The sequence below is a fragment of the Nocardia sp. NPDC051463 genome (assembly GCF_040681975.1).
Taxonomy (GTDB): Bacteria; Actinomycetota; Actinomycetes; order Mycobacteriales; family Mycobacteriaceae; genus Nocardia.
Genome location: NZ_JBFBAB010000020.1, coordinates 66,239 through 86,704 on the forward strand (window position 1 = coordinate 66,239; position 20,466 = coordinate 86,704).

17 protein-coding genes and 1 riboswitch are annotated in these 20,466 nt (G+C 66.6%); of the genes, 6 read left to right on the forward strand and 11 right to left on the reverse strand.

Going from position 1 to position 20,466, the window contains the following annotated elements; genetic code table 11:
* Window position 1 precedes the first annotated feature (1 nt).
* Entirely contained in the window at window positions 2-1,942 is a 1,941-nt protein-coding gene (locus AB0M74_RS24015; protein WP_366528514.1) for a fumarate reductase/succinate dehydrogenase flavoprotein subunit, read from the reverse strand.
* Window positions 1,943-1,958: 16 nt separating this feature from the next.
* Complete coding sequence (locus tag AB0M74_RS24020; protein ID WP_366528515.1) at window positions 1,959-2,789, reverse strand: hypothetical protein; 831 nt, start codon at window positions 2,787-2,789, stop codon at window positions 1,959-1,961.
* A 463-nt stretch (window positions 2,790-3,252) separates the two neighbouring features.
* On the opposite strand from AB0M74_RS24020, the gene AB0M74_RS24025 reads away from it, so the two are divergent.
* The 3 genes from AB0M74_RS24025 (at window position 3,253) to AB0M74_RS24035 (ending at window position 4,396) form a co-directional block, all read left to right on the forward strand.
* A complete protein-coding gene (locus tag AB0M74_RS24025) occupies window positions 3,253-3,465 on the forward strand; it encodes a hypothetical protein (RefSeq protein ID WP_366528516.1) in 213 nt (70 codons plus the stop codon).
* A gap of 330 nt (window positions 3,466-3,795) precedes the next feature.
* A complete protein-coding gene (locus tag AB0M74_RS24030; protein WP_366528517.1) occupies window positions 3,796-4,143 on the forward strand; it encodes a hypothetical protein in 348 nt (115 codons plus the stop codon).
* Window positions 4,124-4,396 carry a hypothetical protein gene (locus AB0M74_RS24035; RefSeq protein ID WP_366528518.1) on the forward strand — a complete coding sequence of 91 codons (273 nt, stop codon included), beginning with the start codon at window positions 4,124-4,126 and terminating at the stop codon, window positions 4,394-4,396. The genes AB0M74_RS24030 and AB0M74_RS24035 overlap by 20 nt, the downstream gene beginning before the upstream one ends.
* Window positions 4,397-4,450: 54 nt before the next feature.
* Here AB0M74_RS24035 and AB0M74_RS24040 read toward each other — a convergent pair whose 3' ends face one another.
* From AB0M74_RS24040 to AB0M74_RS24055, 4 genes are all read right to left on the reverse strand, one after another.
* Window positions 4,451-4,738 (reverse strand): hypothetical protein, encoded by a 288-nt coding sequence (locus AB0M74_RS24040; RefSeq protein ID WP_366528519.1) that lies wholly within the window; start codon window positions 4,736-4,738, stop codon window positions 4,451-4,453.
* 208 nt (window positions 4,739-4,946) lie between these two features.
* Entirely contained in the window at window positions 4,947-5,912 is a 966-nt protein-coding gene (locus tag AB0M74_RS24045) for an alpha/beta hydrolase (protein ID WP_366528520.1), read from the reverse strand.
* 435 nt (window positions 5,913-6,347) lie between these two features.
* Window positions 6,348-8,297 (reverse strand): acyl-CoA dehydrogenase family protein, encoded by a 1,950-nt coding sequence (locus AB0M74_RS24050; protein ID WP_366528521.1) that lies wholly within the window; start codon window positions 8,295-8,297, stop codon window positions 6,348-6,350.
* A gap of 130 nt (window positions 8,298-8,427) precedes the next feature.
* Window positions 8,428-9,609: an ATP-binding protein gene (locus tag AB0M74_RS24055; protein ID WP_366528522.1), complete on the reverse strand. Its 1,182-nt coding sequence runs from the start codon at window positions 9,607-9,609 to the stop codon at window positions 8,428-8,430.
* A 171-nt stretch (window positions 9,610-9,780) separates the two neighbouring features.
* Between AB0M74_RS24055 and AB0M74_RS24060 the strand changes: the two genes are divergently transcribed.
* The 3 genes from AB0M74_RS24060 (at window position 9,781) to AB0M74_RS24070 (ending at window position 11,541) form a co-directional block, all read left to right on the forward strand.
* Window positions 9,781-10,065: a hypothetical protein gene (locus AB0M74_RS24060; protein ID WP_366528523.1), complete on the forward strand. Its 285-nt coding sequence runs from the start codon at window positions 9,781-9,783 to the stop codon at window positions 10,063-10,065.
* A gap of 223 nt (window positions 10,066-10,288) precedes the next feature.
* Window positions 10,289-10,461: riboswitch (cyclic di-AMP (ydaO/yuaA leader) on the forward strand.
* A 15-nt stretch (window positions 10,462-10,476) separates the two neighbouring features.
* Complete coding sequence (locus tag AB0M74_RS24065; RefSeq protein WP_366528524.1) at window positions 10,477-11,133, forward strand: NlpC/P60 family protein; 657 nt, start codon at window positions 10,477-10,479, stop codon at window positions 11,131-11,133.
* 3 nt (window positions 11,134-11,136) lie between these two features.
* Window positions 11,137-11,541 (forward strand): RNA-binding S4 domain-containing protein, encoded by a 405-nt coding sequence (locus AB0M74_RS24070; RefSeq protein WP_366528525.1) that lies wholly within the window; start codon window positions 11,137-11,139, stop codon window positions 11,539-11,541.
* A gap of 10 nt (window positions 11,542-11,551) precedes the next feature.
* On the opposite strand, the gene AB0M74_RS24075 is transcribed toward AB0M74_RS24070, so the two are convergent.
* The 5 genes from AB0M74_RS24075 to AB0M74_RS24095 form a co-directional block, all read right to left on the reverse strand.
* Window positions 11,552-12,688 (reverse strand): cation:proton antiporter, encoded by a 1,137-nt coding sequence (locus AB0M74_RS24075; RefSeq protein WP_366528526.1) that lies wholly within the window; start codon window positions 12,686-12,688, stop codon window positions 11,552-11,554.
* Complete coding sequence (locus tag AB0M74_RS24080) at window positions 12,685-13,062, reverse strand: hypothetical protein (protein WP_366528580.1); 378 nt, start codon at window positions 13,060-13,062, stop codon at window positions 12,685-12,687. The genes AB0M74_RS24075 and AB0M74_RS24080 overlap by 4 nt, the downstream gene beginning before the upstream one ends.
* Window positions 13,063-13,147: 85 nt before the next feature.
* The gene (locus AB0M74_RS24085; RefSeq protein WP_366528527.1) at window positions 13,148-14,875 is read right to left on the reverse strand and encodes a fatty acyl-AMP ligase; all 1,728 of its coding nucleotides are present in this window, start codon (window positions 14,873-14,875) and stop codon (window positions 13,148-13,150) included.
* Entirely contained in the window at window positions 14,875-20,118 is a 5,244-nt protein-coding gene (locus AB0M74_RS24090) for an SDR family NAD(P)-dependent oxidoreductase (RefSeq protein WP_366528528.1), read from the reverse strand. The genes AB0M74_RS24085 and AB0M74_RS24090 overlap by 1 nt, the downstream gene beginning before the upstream one ends.
* Window positions 20,115-20,375 (reverse strand): acyl carrier protein, encoded by a 261-nt coding sequence (locus tag AB0M74_RS24095; RefSeq protein WP_366528529.1) that lies wholly within the window; start codon window positions 20,373-20,375, stop codon window positions 20,115-20,117. Before AB0M74_RS24095 ends, AB0M74_RS24090 begins: the two co-directional genes overlap by 4 nt.
* Window positions 20,376-20,466: the final 91 nt, after the last annotated feature.

The window sequence follows — 20,466 nt, forward strand, 5'->3', positions numbered from 1 at the left end:
GCTACGCACCACCTTTCGCAGCAGTGGTCGCACCGGCCGGATGAGCGACGAGATCGTCGGAGTTGTAGTACTTTTCGAGCTCGGCCAGATCGAAAAGCTCGAGCAGGTCCGCGCGCATCGGCTCCTGTTGCTCCGGCGTGACGCGCACCGGCGGGACGGCCTCGTCCGCGTCCAGGGGGTCGATCGAACAGACCAGCAGTTTATTGCGCCAGTCGGCATCCATCGCCGGGTGATCGTCGCGCGTGTGCCCACCGCGACTTTCGGTGCGCAGCAACGCCGCCTGTGCGACGCAATCGCTGACCAGGAGCATGTTGCGCAGGTCGAGCGCGAGATGCCAGCCGGGATTGAACTGCCGGTGCCCTTCCACCACCACGCCCGCGAAGCGTTTGCGCAGTTCGGCGAGCCGCTCGATGGCCTGCTCCAGCTCGTGTTCCTTGCGGATGATGCCGACCAGGTCGTTCATCGCCTGCTGCAGATCGGTGTGCAGGGTGTAAGGATTCTCTCCGGTGCCCGACGATGCCGGATCGAACGGGGCCACAGCCGCTTTCGCCGCCGATGCCAGGTCGGTGTCCGCGACGGCCGGCCGCTCGGTCAGTTGCTCGACGTAGTCCGACGCGCCCATGCCCGCGCGCCTGCCGAAGACGAGCAGATCCGACAGCGAATTGCCGCCGAGCCGGTTCGAGCCGTGCATGCCGCCCGAACACTCGCCCGCCGCGAACAGCCCCGGCACGGTCGCCGCGCCGGTGTCGGGATCGACTTCGATGCCGCCCATGACGTAGTGACAGGTCGGACCGACTTCCATCGGCTCCTTCGTAATATCCACGTCGGCAAGCTCTTTGAACTGATGATGCATCGAGGGCAGCCGGCGCCGGATCTCGTCGGCGGGCAGCCGGGAGGCGATGTCCAGGTACACGCCACCGTGTTCGGTGCCGCGCCCCGCCTTCACCTCCGAGTTGATGGCCCGAGCTACTTCGTCACGGGGCAGCAGATCTGGTGTGCGGCGCGCGGAATCGTTGTCGCGCAGCCACTGATCGGCCTCCTCCTCGGTCTCGGCATACTGCCCTTTGAAGACCGGCGGGATGTAGTCGAACATGAACCGCTCGCCCTCGGAGTTCTTCAACACGCCACCGTCGCCGCGCACACCCTCGGTGACCAGGATGCCCTTTACGCTCGGCGGCCAGACCATGCCGGTCGGGTGGAACTGCAGGAATTCCATATTGATCAGCGTCGCGCCTGCTCGAAGCGCGAGCGCATGCCCGTCCCCGGTGTACTCCCAGGAATTGGAGGTCACTTTGTAGGATTTGCCGATGCCGCCGGTGGCGAGCACCACGGCGGGCGCCTCGAACAGCACGAACCGGCCCGATTCGCGCCAGTAGCCGAACGCGCCCGCGATCCGATCGCCGTCCTTGAGCAGCTCGGTGATGGTGCATTCGTGAAAGACCTTGATGCGTGACTCGTAGTCGCCGCCTTCCGCGAAATCCTCCTGCTGCAGCGAGACGATCTTCTGCTGCATGGTGCGGATGATCTCGAGGCCGGTGCGGTCACCGACGTGCGCGAGCCTCGGGTAGGTGTGGCCACCGAAGTTGCGCTGGCTGATTCGGCCGTCCGCGGTGCGATCGAACAGTGCCCCGTAGGTTTCCAGTTCCCACACCCGGTCGGGTGCTTCCTGGGCGTGCAGTTCGGCCATGCGCCAGTTGTTGAGGAACTTGCCACCGCGCATGGTGTCCTTGAAATGCGTTTGCCAGTTGTCTTTTTCGTTGGCATTGCCCATCGAAGCGGCACAGCCGCCCTCGGCCATCACGGTGTGTGCTTTGCCGAACAACGACTTGCACACCACCGCAACGGAAAGGCCGCGTTCCCTTGCTTCGATTACCGCGCGCAGTCCGGCGCCACCGGCACCGATAACGACGACGTCGTACTTGTGCCGTTCCACTTCTGGCATGGCCGCGAATACTCCTTCAGTTGATGAACCGCAGGTCCGAAATCGTCTCGCTGGCAACCAACATCACGTAGAAGTCGGTCAACACCAGGGTGCCGAGAGTTGTCCAGGCCAGCGCCATATGGCGGGTGTTCAGCTTCGAGACCTGGGTCCAGAACCAGTACCGCACCGGATGTGCGGAAAAATGCTTGAGTCGGCCGCCGGCAATGTGCCTGCACGAGTGGCACGAGAGCGTGTACGCCCACAGCAGGATCACATTGACCAACAGCACGATATTGCCGAGACCGAATCCGAAACCGCCGGTTTTGCCGTGGAATGCGGTGATCGCGTCGTAGGTGTTGATCAGCGAAACCACAATGGCTACATAGAAGAAGTAGCGATGCGCGTTCTGGATGATCAGCGGCAGCCTGGTCTCGCCGGTGTACTTGGCGTGCGGCTCGGCGACGGCGCAGGCAGGCGGGGAGAACCACACCGCGCGGTAGTAGGCCTTGCGGTAGTAGTAGCAGGTGAGTCGGAAGCCGAGCAGGAACGGCAGCACCACGAACCCGAGCGGCAGGATCACCGGCAGCTCGCCGAACGGTGTCCCGAAATGGCTCGAACCTGTCGCGCACGAGGTGCTCAGACACGGTGAATAGAACGGCGTCAGGTAGTGGTAGTCCGGAACCCAATAGGCCGTTCGCACATACGATCTGATCGTCGCATAGAGCACGAAGGCGCCCAGGCCGAGCACGGTGACGAGCGGCGGCACCCACCATCGATCGGTGCGTAGCGTGCGCTCCGAGATTCGAGCCCGGGTCTTACTGAAGACGCCTGTGCCCGTTTCCGGGCCGGCGGTCGGTGCGGCACTCACAGGTGGATGCCTCGCTGATCTGCTGTGCGGGTGGTCATCGATACCTCCGCAATCGAATGTGATGCTGAGCACCATACGACACTTTCGCTATTGCTCGAGCGTGGTCCCGGCAAGACAGACCCGCTGCGACGCCCGTGATTTGCGCCACATCCACGGACGCGGGGTGGGCGGCGCGCGAGGAGTGAACGGACCGCAAACGCATCGAACTCGGCTTAAACAGAACGTAATTCGAGCGGGCGCGGAACAAAGAAGACTCGAGGTCGAATAATCGGGGGTTCGATCGGCACACGGCGGCAATAAAATTGTGGTGACCTTTTCTCTCGAGAATTACCCGCTGACATGGGCTGATGCGTGTGCCGCACCGGACAGGCAGGCCGGGGGAGGGAGTCATCAGCATGAGAAGAGCTGCGATCGTGGCGCCGGTCCGCACTCCGAGTGGAGTCGAGGGGGAGCGCTATCGGGTATGCCGCCGGAATGGCTTGCCTCGACCGTCCTCTCGGTGGTCATCGATCGATCGGGTATCGACCCGATGCCCATCGAGGATGTCGCGATAGCCCGCGTCGATGGTGGCGTAACCAGCGCGCCGGAGCTGCGCAGGCTGGCGGCCTCGGTGCTGGGCGGCCTTTCGCCGTGCCGGGGGTTCCCCCCCGATCGCAGCGGTGGCAGCGGCCTGTAGGCAGAGACCTCCGCGGCGATGATGGCGCAGCCGGTGTTGCCGAGGTGGTGGTCGCGGGTGCTGTGGAGTGTGCTGCGGACACGGTGACCGGCCACGGCGACCCGGTCCGGTGATCTGGCGAATGCCGAAGACCTGGCCCGCCACTACGGAATCAGAGGGCCGAAGCCGATAGTTCCCCGCGGCGAGCCATCGCAAAGCCGCTCGTGCGTGGCGGCAGGGGTCACTTCGCCGCTGAGGTGATTGCGGTCGGCATGGTGCCGCAGGGGCACGACCGGTCCGATTCCAGCACCGGCATCGCATCGTGGCATCAGATAGTGCGGGGGCGAGGGTGTGCGAGCCGATGTCTCGGCGCGCACCCTCGCCGCGCTGCACCCGTTGCTCGCCGAGGGCGTCGTGACCACCGGAAATATGAGCGCGCATTGGCACGCGGCCGCCGCCTACCTGGTGGTTGCCGAGGATCGGCCCGACGAACTCGGCTTGTCCCTCCCGGCCTATCTCGTGAATTGGGCCGCGGCCGGATGTGATTCCGACACCGCGACTCTCGGCGCTGCCCCGGCGTCGCCAAGGTGCTCGGCCGCACCGGTTTCACCCTCGGCGCTGTCGATCTGGTGGAGGTCGACGAGGGCTTTGCTGTGGAAGTGCTCGCGCTGGCCGAGGAGTGGGATTTCGACCCCGTGACCGCCTCGACGTCCATGCCTCGGCGATTGCTCTCGGCCACCCGGTTGGCGCCACCGGCCTGCACATCACGACCACGATGCCGCATGAATTGGTGCGCACCGAAGGGGCGCTACGGGCTCGAAGCGATCGCGCTCGGCCGCGACCACGGTCGTCGCGGCCCTGTTCGAATCGGCGACGACCCCGGTCGCGACCGCACCGCTCGGGGCCCGCTTTCACGGCTCGACCCCGGCGATTCGGCAGACATCCGGCCTGAGACACGCATGAACACCGCCCGGTGCAGGTGCTCCAGGCGGTGACCGGGCAGCTGCTACTTCGTGCGCGGGCGGGAGTGGAAGCCCAGGCCTTCGTCCTGCGCGCCCATCCAGGCCGCCTCGTCGGACTTGCTGTCGGGGACGTAGATGGTGTCCTGGGGTCGGCGGGTGACCTCCGGCGGCGGCGACTGTTCGAGCTCATCGGCGTCGATGACGAGTCGCTCGAGGTCGTTCTCCAGTCGTCGCACGGTGTTCGCGTCGCCGTAGTGGGAGCGAAGTGCGCCGATAGATTGCCGGAGCTGGCCGACCGCGTAGCGGAGTTCCGCGATATCGCTGCGTGTCATCGTTACCTCCTGTGTTCCTTGGCGGACATACGAACTCGGTGCGTAGCGGTTGTGTCCATGGCCTGCCGCGGAACGTCCTGCACCAAGTTGTGTGACTCACCACACAACGTGATCTCCAACACAGTACGTGAGGAATCGTGTTTTGGCTCGTCGATATGTGATCCGGCGGTTCGCTCGAATGTTGCCGGAGTTGATGGATGGCCCGCGCTCAGCTGACGGCCGCGTACTCCGGCCCGTGCCCGTGCATGTCGGCGAAAACCCGTTCGACCAGCCCCGCGATGGACAGCGCCACTTCCTCCGCGCGCTCGAGGATCACGCTGTGGCCCGCGCCCTCCAGCCGGACCAGCTCGGAACCGGCCAGTTGCGATGCGAGCACCACCGAATGTGCGAACGGCACCACGATGTCCGCGGAACCGGCGAGTACGAGGGCCGGGATGGTGCCGAGCCGGTGCAGCGTCGCGGTCTCGTCGAAGGTGATCAGCGAGGCGAGGAAGCTCGACATCGTCAGCAGGGGGGTCTCGTTCAGCATCGCCGTCGCGACCGCGACCACCCGAGGATTCACCTTTCTGGTGCCGAAGGTCGCCTCGCGCAGGATCGGCTCGAAGATCCGCCGACTCAGCCGCTTGGATGCCTGCATGACCCGAGGTGCGCGCAGCACCGCTACCTGCAGCGAATTCACCGCGCGCCGATGCAGGAAGCGGCCGAGGCCCACCTCGGTGATGCCGTTGGCGGCGCCCGCGATCAGGCCGACGCCGAGGACGCGGGTGCCGATCGCCGCGGGAAACAGGCGGGAGTAGGCGAGGGTGACCATGGCGCCCATCGAATGGCCGACCAGGATGACCGGGCCGGTCGGTACCACCACCCGCAGCACGGCGTCGAGGTCGTGCGCCAGCTGGTCGATGGTGTAGCTGGACGGATCGGCCACGCCCGATTCGCCGTGGCCGCGGTGATCGTAGAAAACCATCCGGGTGCTCGATCCCCACTGGCACAAGAGATGATCGCGCAGGAACGACCAGGATTCGGTGCGCAGGCAATGCCCGTGCACGAAAACCACGGTGAGCGGAGCGTCGTCGGCGCCGAAGGTGCGAACCGCGATCGGGACGCCGTCGTCGGCCGACACCGTAATCCGGTGGCCGTCATGGTCGGCGGCGAAGCGGGCGATGGTCGGGGTCATGAGGGTTCTCCTGTGACTATCTGGTCACCTCGAGCGGAGCGTCTTGCCTGGTTGTCGGTAGTCATTTCCGTGGTGTTAGCCGCCCATACCCACCGTTATGTACACGATGCAGAACCGACGCCGGTGATCGACAACGCGGTCGACGCGGCCGACCTCGATCAGAGAATCTACGAAGCAGTAGGTCAAACGCTAGATTTAGGTAGAGACCTATGATCAACCACGTTGGCCGCCGACTATCGGCATATCGACCACATTCACTAGAGTCCACTAGATTTTGTTGTTCAACGGTCACTCACGCGCCTGTCTTCGGAGCCTGCGTGTATCCAGCGGCTTTCCGCTACCTATGAAGACAGGCCGATCGGCCGCACCGTGCGTGGCGGCAGTGGCCGGAGCCCCCGTCGCGCCGCTGGTGCGGCCGATCGGCGTCGACGACGACTACAGGCGGGCCCTGGTGGAGGGCAGGAACGGACGCAGTAGGTTCGCCTCGGTCGACGGACCGACCTGCCATTCGGCGATCCACGGTCCGGTGCCCTCGCTCGGATCCAACACGCCCTCCTCCAGCCAGCGGTAGCGACCGTCGAGGACGCCCCTGGTGAGGGTGCGGTCTTCATCGTCGGTGTTGTCCCACAGCGCATCGAAGAGCGCGCGCACCCGCACCCGCGACTGTCTGCAGAACGTATCGGCGAGTTCCGCGGCGGCGGCGGCCTCCTGCGCGCCCGCGGCCCGCTGCGCCTGAGCCCGCACACAGGCCGCCGACATCGCGAACAGCTCGGCGCCGATATCGACGATCCGGCCGAGGAAGTTCTGCCGATACTCCAGGCCTGCCTGCCAGCGGCCCATCGCGTACATCAACGATCTGGCTTGCTTGCGCGCGTTGCGCTCGACGAACCGCAGGTGCCCGGCCAACGCACCGAACTCGCCATAGGTCGCGGGCACGGTGCCAGCGCCTACCGCGAGCTGCGGGAACCACTTGGCGTAGAAGCCGGTCGCGCCGACAGCGGCCCTGGCCTTGGCCTTGAACTCGGCATTGCGATCGACGAGAGCGCCTGCGGCGGACATGTGCGCGTCGGCCATCTCCCTGGCGATCAGCAGCCGCATGATTTCGCTGGAGCCTTCGAAGATGCGATTGATCCGTAGATCGCGGACCAATTGCTCGGCGCTCACCGCGCGTTCGCCGCGCGCCTGCAGCGAAGCCGCCGTCTCATAGCCGCGGCCGCCGCGAATCTGCACGAGCTCGTCGGCGATCCGGCAGCTCATTTCGCTGGCCCAGAGTTTGGCGAGCGCGGCCTCGATCCGGATGTCGTTGCGGCCCTCGTCGCACATCGTCGCGGAAAGGTCGAGTGCTGCTTCCAGTGCGTAAGTGGTGGCCGCGATGAAGGAGATCTTCTCGCCGACAGCCGCGTGTTCGCCGACCGGCCTACCCCACTGGACCCGCTGCGTGCTCCACTCCCGCGCGATCTTCAGCGACCACTTCGATGCCGCGGTACACAGCGCCGGAATGGCGAGGCGACCGGCGTTGAGCGTGGTGAGCGCGATCTTCAGGCCGTCGCCTTCGCGGCCGACGAGGTTGCGCTTGGGGACGCGGACGTTGTGCATCCTGGTCACGCCGTTCTCGATGCCGTGCAGGCCCATGAACGAATTGCGCCGCTCCACTGTGATTCCCGGCGAATCGGCCTCGACGATGAACGCCGAGATGCCACCTCGGTGCCCCTCGCTCTTGGGCACCCGCGCCATCACCACCAGCAGTTCGGCGACGACGCCATTGGTCGTCCACAGCTTGACGCCGTTGAGCTCGTAGGCCTCGCCGTCTTCGGTCGGTGTCGCGCTGCTGGCCATCCGAGCGGGGTCGGAGCCGACGTCGGGTTCGGTGAGCAGGAAGGCGCTGACCGCGCCCGCGGCGCAGCGGGGCAGGAACTCGGCCTTCTGTTCGGCGGTGCCCGCAAGCTTCAGCGGCTCGGGCACCCCGATGGACTGATGCGCCGACAGCAGCACGCCGAGCGCGGGGTGCGCCGAGCCGACCAGCATCAGCGCCCGGTTGTATCCGACCTGGGAAAGGCCCTGGCCGCCGTACTCTTCCGAGATCTTCAGGCCGAAGCAGCCGAGTTCGGCAAGGCCCTTCACGTACTCGTCCGGGATCCGGGACTCCGCTTCGATCACCGCGCCGTCGATCGTTTCGCAGAACGGCCGCAGCCGGGCCAGGAAGGCCTCGGTCCGTGCGGTGTCCTCGGCGCTGGGTTGCGGGTAGGGGTGGATCAGATCCAGCCGGAACCGTCCGAGAAACATCTCCTTTGCGAACGACGGTTTGACCCAGCTGGTTTCGCGGGATTCCTCGACGAGTGCCCGGGCCTGTTCTTCGGTCGCGTCGACTTTCGCGGTGGTCGCCATGATGTCCTCCTCGGACGTGATCAGGATCACATTCGAGTGTAGGAACTTTAGTTACTCGCCGGTAGGTCTGTCGGGAAAGAGATTTCTACAGATCGCTCATGACCTTGTCGGGGAGGCAAATGGGTGGCAATCAGACGCTGCGCAGATAGCGGCCGAAATGCGGCACCGTAAACCCGATGGTGCCGCGCTCGGCCGAATAGATCAGCCCTTTCTTGATCAGCCCGTCGCGGGCGGGGGACAGCGAGGCGGGTTTGCGGCCGAGTTCGGTGGCGACAGCTGCGGTCGCCACCGGGCCGTCGTCCCCCGCCAGGTCTGCCATGGCGCGCATGTACTCGCGCTCCGCCGGTGTTGCGCGTTCATAGCGAGATCCGAAGAACCCGACGGCCAATTCTTCCTCGGCGGTCGGTGCTGCCACTTCGACATCCTCGATGCCGATCGGGCTCTCCGGAGCTTGATCCCATGCGGCCTTGCCGTAAGCCTGCACGAAATATGGATAACCGTCTGCCTTTTGGTACAGCGCATCCAGTGCTTCGTCGGTGAACTTCACGGCCTCGCGTTCGGCCGGTGCAATGAGCGCCTGATCGGCAGACTCCCGATCGAGCCGGTCGATGCGATGATAGCTGAACAGTCGCTCAGAGTAGCTTTTCGATGCGGACAGCACCGCGGGCAGATGGGGGAGGCCGGCGCCGACGACGATGAGCGGCGCTGCGTCCTGGCTCAATTCGTGGCATGCGCCGCAGATGGCGGAGATGTCCGCCGCGCCGAGGTCTTGCATCTCATCGATGAAGATCGCGATGCCGACGCCGATATCGCCTGCCAGCGCCGCCGCCTCTTTGAGTAGTTCGATGAGGTCGATCTCGATGTCGCCGGAGTCGGCGCGACCGGTCACCGCGGGCACGTCGATGCCCGGCTGCCAGCGCTCCCGCATGCCTTTGTCAGCGGTGGAGCGCAGTGCGAAAGCCTTGAGGATGCCGAGGAAGTCGTCGACCCGCTCCGGATTCCGGTGCGTCATGGCTACCGCACGGATCGCCATGTGCAGTGCCGAGGACAGCGGTCGGCGCAGTTCCTGATCCGGTCGCGCCTCGATCTTGCCGGTGCCCCACCCGCGCGAGATGGCAGTGGAGCGAAGTTGATTGAGCAGCACGGTCTTTCCGACGCCGCGCAGTCCGGTGAGCATCACGCTGCGCTCCGGTCTGCCGCGGGCGACACGTTCCAGCACGATGTCGAAGGCGGTGAGTTGTTTATCGCGTCCGGCCAGTTCTGGTGGGCGCTGTCCGGCTCCTGGAGCATACGGATTCCGCACGGGGTCCATGCCCGAACACCGTAGCGCGTCATCTCCGCTAAATCTGCGGATGTCTACGGCGCGTCCTAGATATTGCTAGTGGCGCGAATTGCCTTGTTGTCATTGCGTTATTGCTAACGCCACGGAAATCTCTACGCTGGTGGCCGTTCACTCAACGGTCCAGCGCAGGAACGGAGGGGTATGTCCGAGGAATCCACTCCCACCACTACCGCCGAGGTGGTCGAGTCCTGGAACGTGCCCGCCGGTGCAACGGTGGCCGGACGCATTCGCTCCAACATCCTGGTCGCGATCGGGCGCGGTTACGACGATCCCCAGCTCGTCGCCGATCTTGCGGTCGGGCCGCTGGTCATGGCGCTCGGTCAGCTCGAGGTCGACCTCGCCGACGCGCAGCGCCGCATCGGTCGGCTCGAGCGTGCGCTGGCCGAATGTTCCGACGACGATTCTGGGCAGTCGTCCGAATTCTGATCGCGCACTACCGGATCCCGGTGTGGCTGTCGATTGGATAACGGGATCGAATCCGCCGATATCGTGTCGTGATCACCCGGGCGTGTTGCTCCTGCGGCCGCTCGTGCAGGCAATTTGCCGAGCCCACGGAACGTGTTGCGCTGTGCGCTGGACAACACCGCGCCCGCATCGTAATCTCTTCGTGACTTCATGGAGTCTGTCGCTTCGTAAGAGAAACGGCGCCAGGGAGTCACCGCCTAATCGACTGTCGCGGCCCACCAGCTCTCGACTGTCGTGCCGGGGACCCACAGGTTTCGTCTGGGGTGAATCCTCACAAGCCATTGCGGTTGGTGAGGTAGGACCGATCTCCCGGTCCGAGCCCGTCAGCTAACCCGGTCGGCGGGAGAGCAGCAAGATCGGAGACTCAGCTCGGTGGGTAAACACAGTTTGCAGCGGGATTCGCGGCTACCGAATTCCGTCAAGGGTGCCCTCGTCATGGGCGCGGTGGCCGCATCGACAGGTGCGATGCCCGCGATCCCCGCGATGGCCGCCACCATCAACATCCCCGGCATCGGTGACTTCGACGTCCCGGTCCCGCAGGAGTTCGAGCAGCCGGTTCAACAGCTCAATCAGCAGATCCAGCAGGCGCTGACCGCGATGCCGGTGGCACCGCAGGCCCCGATGGCCGCCCCGCAGATGCAGCTGCCCAACTTCGGTTCCCCCATGCAGGGGATGTTCCATTCCACCCCCGCGAACATCGCGTTCGACGCGGCCAAGACCAAGGTCGGCGCCCAGTACTCCTGGGGTGCCGCTGGTCCTTACACCTTCGACTGCTCGGGTCTGGTCCAGTGGGCCTACCGGCAGGCCGGAGTCGAGCTGCCTCGCACCAGCTTCGAGCAGTCGCACGTCGGTGCGCCGGTGGCGTTCAACGAGCTGCAGCCCGGTGACATCGTCGTGACCAACAACGGTAGCCACGTCGGTATGTACGCAGGCGACGGCAAGCTGCTGAATGCGGTCCAGTCGGGCGACCCGGTCTCCTACACCCCGCTGCGCCCCGACATGGTTGTGACGGCGCGCCGTATCGTTTAACGGGTGGCACCAGCCGTACCCGGCAACCAGAACACCGCGACACAGGCGCGAGTCGACTCGTGGACGTGGGCGGTTCGTCTGTTCAAAACAAGGACTGCGGCGGCTGAGGCTTGCCGCGGAGGGCACGTCCGCGTCAATGGCGCCGCGGCCAAACCTGCCCAACCCGTACGCCCCGGCGACGAGGTGCGAATCCGCGCCGGTGGCATCGAGCGCATCGTGATCGTGGAGCGAATCGTCACCAAACGTGTCGGACCTCCGATTGCCGCGCAATGCCTGATCGACCGCAGCCCACCGCCGCCGTCGCGCGAGATTCTCGCGACGATGCCGCGCCGCGACCGAGGTTCGGGTCGGCCGACCAAACGTGAACGCCGGGAGACCGATCGGCTGCTCGGCCGCGAAGACAGCTGATCCGGCCGCGCTAGCCGCCGGCCCGGGTGGTGCCCGCGCTCCGGCTTGCCGCCCATGCGGCCCCGGCGATCGTGCACAATGCCCCGAGCATCAGGGCCGAGGATTCTCCCGGCACCAGAACATGCAGTTGGGTGCCCACGGTTACCGCAGCGACCGGTACTCCGATTTGTGCGGCGGCGAGCGCGCCGAAGGCCAGCGGCTGTCCGACTGCTCGGGTCGCCAGATGCGCAAGAATCGCACCGACGCCGAGGAGCAGGCCGAGCCCGATGAGCTTCGGGTGCTCGCCGAATTCGCGCAGATCGAGCCGGGCGCCGAGCCAGATGAAGAACAGCGGACCGAGAAAACCGTCATTGATGGCGAAGAGCTGGCGGGCGACCCGGCGTGGCTCCCCGATCCCGGCGACCGCAAGTCCGGCGGCGAAGCCCGCCAACATGATCGACACGTGTGTCCAGGTCACCAGCGCGCATAGTGCGAACAGCGCGGCGAGACTCACCCGCAGCTCGAGGGCCAAAGCGCGGTCCTCGGACAGGCGGTGCACCCGGCGACGCGCACCGGAGAGCTCGAGCTGCCGCAAAGCCAGGAACAAAAGGGTGGCGGCCACGGCCACCGCGATGGCGCCGAGTGCCGCGCGACCGGCCTCGGCCGGGTCGATGACAAGTGGCAACGCGACCACGCACGCGGTATCGGCGATGGCGACCTGGGCTGTCAATGCCAGCACCGACTTTCCCCGTATGCCGAGCGAGTCGATGATCGGCAGTACCAACGCGGCCGACGAGGACGCCATGAGTACCGCATAGATCGCGCCGTGCCCGGTGTCGAACCACCGGGCCACAGCGAACCCCGCTGCTGCGGCGAGTAGCGCGACCGCACCGGCGCGAATGGCGCCCACCCCGAGCGCCGAGCGGACGGCCGGATCTCGCACCGGGACATGGGTCCCCGCAACGAACATCACCACCGCGAAACCCATGTCCGCGAGGAAGGTGAAGATCGGATCAGAAGCATGCAGGACCCGGAAACCCGTGCTGCCGACAAGGATTCCGGCGATCAACTCGCCCAGGATCACCGGAATGTGCCACGACCGACGCAGGGCGAGGACCGGTCCACACAGGCCGAGCGCGACGACAAGGGCCAGGGTGGAGAACGTCACGGTAGGGCGGCGATTTTCGCGGGTATCGCGATGTTTTCGTCGGCCCAGTGGACGGCACACACCCGGTGGTAGCCGTCCGCGATGACCATCGGTACACCGGCACGGAAGTCGCCGCGCACCAGCAGGATCGGCGAGAGCGCCTTACCGTTGTTGATCTTGATGAGATCGCGTCGAACATACGGATTCTCGGCACCGACCAGTTCCAGCCGGGCAGCCCGCAGGATGTCCTTGGCCTTCTTGTGCACGATCGGGGCGTCACGCAGGCCCGCGACGACGGTGTCGACGATCCCCGGTTCGGCCAGCAATTCCAGGTAGTCCGCAGCGGCGGGATAGTCGTGTTCGTCGGGGTGGTCTTTCCAGGTCACGGAGATGATTTCGGTCGCCATGGGCTCATCATCGCCGTCGCGGCTCCCGATAACGGGGATGCGCGCCCTCCCGTGTCGCTACGCGCTGCGGTGATTACCGCCGTGGCAGCTCGGCGCCGATAGCGGCCAGCTGCGGCAGCCGCCCAGACCCGTACAGTGCCCGGCATTCGCCGCGCCGCAGCTTGCCACTGGAGGTCTTCGGAATGCGGCCCGGCTCGACCAGCACGACCGCACCGGGCGGCACTTCGTGCACGGTGGCGATGGCGATCCGGATCCGGTGGGCGAGCGCGGCCAGCTCGTCGGCCGCAATAGTCTCTGCTGTCACCAGTTCGGCGACCACTACCACCTCTTCGCGGTGGCCGTCATCGTGGCCGAACGCGGTCACATGACCGGAACGCACCTCGGGTGCGCACGCGGCTACCGTTGTTTCGATATCGGCCGGGAAGTGATTGCGGCCGTCGATGACGATGAGGTCTGTGAGCCTACCCGCGATGTAGAGCTGTCCCTCATGCCAAAAGCCGAGATCGCCGGTCCGCAACCAGGATTCGGCACGGCCGGGCAGGGTGGCGCCGAAACGTTCAGCCGTGGCGACAGGGTTGCCGTAGTAGCCCGCGCAGACATTCGGTCCGGCGACCCAGATTTCACCGACGGCGCCGTCCGCGACCTCGATCCGCTCGACCGCGTGCACCACCGCGACCTGTTGGCCCGCCGCACTGCCGCAGCCGACGAGGGGCACGCCATCGTCGGCGGCGACTGCCGATCCGTGTGCCAAGGCCGTGCGATCGAATCGGAGCGCGACGGGGTCGTCGTCGGACCGGCAGATTGTCACCGGAAGCGTTGCCTCGGCCAAGCCGTACCCGGGTGTGTGCACATGGTTGCGGAAGCCGTGTGCGGCATAGGTCTCGGTGAAGTTCGCGAGTGCATCGGCGCGGATCGGTTCGGCCCCGTTGAGCAGTGTGTCCAGTCGGGACAGGTCGAGTCCGGCCCGCTCTTGCGGTGTGGTCGCCGAGACGGCGAGGACGAGGCCGAAATTGGGGCCGCCGGTGGTTCCCGCCGCATAGTCGCTACAGGCGCGCAACCATCGAATGGGTCGCTTCACGAATTCCGCAGGTGCCAAGGTCACTCCGTGCACCCCCGAGTACAGCGGCAGTGCGAGCGCGAGGACCAGGCCCATATCGTGGAAGAACGGCAGCCAGGTCACGATGGGTTTGTGTCGCACCGCAGGGACGGCGGACCACACTTGATCCAGTGCTGCCGCGAAATTGGCGTGCGTGACCTTCACCCCGGCCGGGGTGCGGGTGGAGCCGGATGTGTATTGCAGGTAGGCGAGGTCGGCGCGAAGCGTGTCGAGCACCGGATCTGTCACGGCCGCGGCGGTGACATCGGGCGGGAGTGTGATCACGTCGCCGAGGGACGGGCCGAGGAGCGCGGCGGTTGTCCGGTCGGTCGCTGAGACCAGACTCAGCGCCGGTCGGGCATCTGCCAGCACGCCCTCGATTCGAGCGTGATTGCGGATGCCGATGGCCGGAAAGAGTGGGACGGCGACACGATTGGTGTAGAGACAGGACAGGAACGCGACGACATAGTCGATGCCGTGGGCACACAGGATCGCGACTCGATCGCCGGGATCGGTCGAAGTCCTGAGCAGTTGAGCGAGTGTTCCTGCCGCGCAGTGTAATTGGCTATAGCTCAGGGTGACAGGCCTGCATTCCGCGCCGCGGTATCGCAATTCGGTATAGGCATCGGCATCAGGCTTGTTGCCCGCCCACTCAGCGATCCGAGCTGCCAGGACGTTGTGCGGGGGAGCGGTTTTCGATGGCATCACGTGGCCGTGCGGGGATCCGGCGCGGCGACCCGCTCGGCAAGCGCCGCGGCGAGCGCGGTGATGGTCGGGTGCTCGAAGACTTCGGCCGTCGAGAGTCGGACATCGAGCCGGGCTTCGAGTCGGCGTCGCAGCTCGATGCCGAGCAAGGAGCTGAGGCCGAGTTCATTGAAGTCGGTGGTGGGATCGAGGTGTTCGGCGGGCCGGTCGAGGGTGGCGCTCAGCACTGCGCGGATGGTTGCCGTGAGGGGTTCGGCAGGGTTCTGCGGCAGGGTCGGGCTGTTTTCGACATCGATCATCGATCGATCGGGGAGCGCGGGCATTGTTGCGGAGCCGTCGGATGCGGTGAGTAAGTCCCTGAGGCGAAGGGCGACCGGCGATGTGTCGCAGGTCGGTGCGTAGTCCAGGGCGAGGAGGTAGGCGTCGTCGTAGTGCAACGCCTGTGCCAGCAGCTGCGCACCTCGCGCAGCGGTGAATGCCGAGATTCCGGCGCGCGCCATATGTGTTGCCCCGCCAGCGACTTCAGTAAGTCCCGATGACCAGACGCCCCAGCCGATACTCACTATTCGACGATCCGGATAGGTCAGAGCGAGTGCGTCCATGGCGGCGTTGGCGGCGGCGTAGGCGGCCTGGCCGGGTGCACCGAGTGCGCCGGTGGCGGAGGAGCACAGTAGGACGAAATCGGTGGCGTCAGCGGCGGTGAGTTCGATCAGATTGCTTGCGGCACGGTGCTTCGGCGCGAACATCCGGGTGAGCTGCCGACCGCTGACCGCCTCGAATACCGCGTCCTCCAGGGTGCCCGCCGCGTGCACGATACCGCGGATGGTGGAACCGCATTCACGAATATCGTTGAGCGCGTAGCACAGATCGTCTCGATCGGCGGCGTCGCACCGAACGACGACGATGCGGTCCTCCAGACCCTCCAGCAGCGCGGGCACCGGCCGGGGTGCGCGGGTCAGCACCACCACATCGTGCGCCCCCGCGTCGAGCAGCCAGCGCACCGCGACAGCGCCGAGCGCGCCGAGGCCGCCGGTGACCACGTAGGTCCCGTTGGCGTCGATGGGTGCGGGCGGTGCGGATCGCCTGCGCGCGGCGATGAACCGGCGGACAGCCGTGACGCCGTGTGTGATTCGCAGCTCGGCGGGTATCCGATCGGTCCGCGCGCCGGATGTCTCCGCGATGATGCCGCGCAGCACCGCGGTGCTCTCCGCCGCCGAATCGCTCCACACCAGTCGGACATCGTGACCCGACTCGAGCTGCAGGGAGCGCACCAACCCGGCGATGGCCATCGGCACCGAGCTGTCGGTGCCGCGGCCCGGCTCGGGCGGTGCGGTCGTGCCGGCGGGCAGGCCGTGGTCGGGCAGCACGATCGTCAATGAGGCAGTGGCGTCGTCGGACTGGACGCGTTGGATCACGTCCAGAATCCGTCCCACGGCGGGTACCGCGCTGGTGAATTCGCGCTGCCGCGTGGCATCGAGTCGGGACGGCCACACCAGCACGACCGCGGTGCGCGCGGTGATGGTTCGGCTTGCGAGCACGGCGGAAACGATCGGGCCTGCGACGTCGGGCTCGCGGGCGACCCTTTCGGTGGGCAGTGTCCGGTCGAGTTCGCTGGTCAGCCGCGCGGCCAACTCCGATTCGCCGATCACCAGAGCTCGTTGCGCGTACCCGGATCCAGGTGTGGGAGTGCTGGTCGGCATGTCAGCCGACAACCCGAGCTGTATCGGCCGCCATATCTGCCGGCGGAAAGGTCCGGTGGCCGAACCGGACTGGATCGGTGGTGGGTACGCGCCGAGCGCCGCGAACCGGACCATGACACCGGACATGGCCAGCACCGGGACGCCGTGCTGGTCGGTGCCGACGATGTCGCCGGTGAGGCCGGTATCCGTGCGTTCGCGAATGAAAGCGTGCGCCTCGAGCACCACGCGGTCCGATTCTGTGGACAGCCAAGCCGATTCGATGCCGACCGGCAGTGGGACCGCATCGGTGGGAAGGACATCGGCGCTTGCCGCGGCGAGCAGATGCAGGCAGCCATCGAGCGTCGCGGCGCGTTGGAGCGGTGCGGCATCGAAGGCGCCCAGCGCGGTATCGTGGCCTGCCTCGATACCGCGCAGCGGGCGGAAGCCGGGTCCGTATGTCAGCTGCCGGTCGTGCAGCGACTGGTAGAACCGATCTGGATCAATCCTGCGCATGCGGCGGCGGGCAGCTCGATTGGCATCGACCACCCGCATCCAAGCGACGATGTCGGCGGGTGTGGGGTCACCCGCGAGTCGAGCCGATGCCAGCGTCCCGGCACCCGTGAGCTCCGCCCGCACGCTCGTGTCCTCGGCGTCGCGCAGATATGACACCGCAGGCAGTGCGGTCAGATCGGTGCGCTCGTGCACCACAAAGTCGGCCACCGCCGTGGCGGCCGCTCCGCGCGCCAGTTGCAGCAATCGGCGCAGCCAGAACACCGCAGGCACGGTCGGCACGCCCTGCACTGCGTGGTCGGCGAGATCGTCTGCTGGAAAGGCTGATTCGGCGATGGTCGCACCGGTCGTGACGCGCTCGCGACCGGTGCCGGTAGTCGGCTCGTGGAGTGGATTCTCACCGCCAGCGGTGAGGGGAGGGCTCGAGGCAACGGAGGCGACATCGAGCACGTCGACCACAGGGAATCGTTGTTTGATCCAACGCCGGGGTGGCGGCGCTGCGGTGAACGGCCCGTGCGCGGACCAGTCGACGGACCGTCCTTCGGTGTAGAGCCGCCCGAGGCAGGCGAGGAAGGCCGCGGCCTCGTCGTCACGGCCCGCTACGGGGTGGGTCGAATCCCGGAAGTCGGCCTGCTCGCGAACGGCCGGTGTCAGCACCGGGTGTGGCGCGATCTCCAGCACGGTGGTGAGCCCGTCGGCAGCGGCGCGTTCGATGGCCACGGCGAGTTCGACAGTGCCCGAAGCATTGTCGGCCCAATAGTTGGCGTCCATCTCGGCTGTGCCGATGGTTTTGCCCTGATGCGCTGTGGAATAGACCAGTGTGTGGGGCACCAGCGGGGCGAGATCGTCGAGTGCGTCGACGAATTCGGGCAGCATCGCCGTGACCTGCGGGCTGTGCGCTGCGAAGTCCACAGCGATCCGCTGCGCGAACAGCTTGCGCCGCTTGGCTCGGCGCACCACCGTATCGATATATCGCGGTGCGCCGGAGACGACAACCGAACGCGGTCCGTTGATCGCCGCGATTCCCACCATCGCACGCAGTGGTTCCACCAGGTTCGCCACCTCATCCGGCGCTGCCTCCACCACGGCCATCGCCCCGTGACCATCCAGCTTTGCCAGAATGCTGCTGCGCTGCACGATGACTCGGGCGGCGTCCGGCAGTGACAGCGCTCCGCTCACAGCCGCTCCCGCTACCTCACCGAGGCTGTGGCCGACGACGGCATCGGGCGTGACACCCCACGATGCCAACAATTTCGCCATCCCCACCTGGAAGGCGAACATCGCGGGCTGCACGAGTTCGGTGGCCGCACCAGCGTTGTTCGCCACCGGGGATAGGAGGGCAAACCCATTGCGTGGAGTCCAGATTCTCGGACCACCGACCTCGGTGATCGCATCGGCAGCTTCGGTGACGGCTGCGGCGAACACCGGGTAGCGGGCCGCGAGCGCCCGCCCCATCTTCGAGTGCTGGCTCCCTTGGCCGGAGAACAGGAAAAGAACGCCGCCGCGCCGGCGCACCGAACTCGGGCCGAGCACGCCGACGTCCGCCTGCCGGGCGGCCAAGGCACGCAGCCGCCCGGCAGCCTCACCGACATCCCGGGCGACGACAGTGGCCCGGGTGCCCTCCGGAATCAATCGCACCGTGGCTGAACCGAATTGCCGCAATGAACTGGAGTCGATACCGGGCCCGTCGGCCCGCTCGAGCAGGTCGGCCCAGTCGGCTGCCCGCGCCCGCAGGTCGGTGATATCGCGGCCGCCGACCGCGATCAGCACAGGTGGTTCGCCGCCGCGTTGCGGGCGTTCCGTGGCGACGCCACGCAATACCACATGGGCATTGGTGCCACCGAATCCGAACGAGCTCACCCCGGCTCGCCGTTCGGTCACCTCGGTGTCGCTCCAGTCGATGGGTTCGGTCGCGACGCGCAGTCCGTGCTGGGCGAGTTTCAGCAGCGGGTTCTCGGTGTGGAAGTGGATGGTCGGTGCGATCACGCCGTGCCGAATGGACAGCGCCGTTTTGATCAGGCCGGTGACACCCGCCGCCGCCTCCAGGTGACCGATATTGGATTTGATCGAGCCGATCCAGGTCGCGCCGGAATGGTCGCCACGCAGCGCTGCGATGGCTGCGACCTCGACCGCGTCACCCAATGGCGTTCCGGTGCCGTGACATTCGAGATAGCCCGCGGTGCCCGGGTCGAGCCCGGCCTGCGCCCATGCGGTGCGCAAGGTTTCGCGCTGGGCGCGGCCGCTCGGCGCGTACAGGCCATTGGAGCGGCCGTCCGAGCCGACCGCCGAGCCGACGACCTCCGCGTACACCCGGTTGCCCTCGCGCACGGCGTCGGCGGTGCGCTGCAGGACGACCACACCGCAGCCTTCGCCACGGGTGTAGCCCTCCGCCGTGGCGTCGAACGGTGTGCAGCGGCCGTCGGGTGCGAGGAATCCGCCCTCGGCCAGGTAGTCGGCGGTGTGCGGCAGCAGTGTGAGATTGACACCGCCCACGATGGCGAACGGCACCGCGTCGTCGGCGAGCATGCGCAACGCGAGATCCACCGCGGCCAGCGAGGACGAGCAGGCGCTGTCCACCACCAGGCTCGGTCCGTGCAGGTCGAGTACATAGGACAGCCGGTTGGCGATGATGCTGAGCGCGGCGCCGGTCACCGCGTAGGGCGCATCGTTTCCGCCGTGACCGAGCACCGCGATGCCGTGGTCGTAGGAGCTGGCGCCGAAGACGACGGCCGTGCCGGAACCTCGGATGCGGTAGCCGATTCCGGCATCGTCGATGGCCTCGACCGCGACCTCCAGTGCCAGCCGCTGCTGCGGATCCATCAGCGCGGTCTCCCGGCCGGAGATGGCGAACCAGTCGTTGTCGAAGGACTCGACATCGTCGAGGTATCCACCACGGCGCGCACCGAGTCGTCCGGCCGGTGGTTCGCCGGTGGCGTCCCTACCATCCAGCAGCAGCTGCCAGAAGTCGTCGACGCCCGCGGCGCCGGGGACCCGGCAGCCGATACCGACGATTGATACCGGCGGATACGGCCGGTCGGGTGTGGTGGTGGTCATCGCATCGCGAGATACTCGACAAGCTGCTCGATATCCGGGTTGTCGTAGAGCGCGGTGAGTGAAACCTCAATGCCCATGGCATCTTCCAGGTGCGCCGTGAGCCGGGCGAGCTGGAGCGAGCCGAGTCCGAGTTCGCTGAACGGGACGTTGGTGGACACCGCGGCGGTCTCGACACCGAGCAGATCCGCGATCGCGGCGACAGCCGCGGTGGTGAGCGCGGTGCGCCGACTGTGCGGGTTCGGAAGACTGGACGCCACTGGTCTCCCTCCCCCCTCGACCGGAAATTTGCCGCACGGAAGTCACCGCCCACAGGCTGCTGACCGTCGCGGCCGGTACCCCAGAAATTAT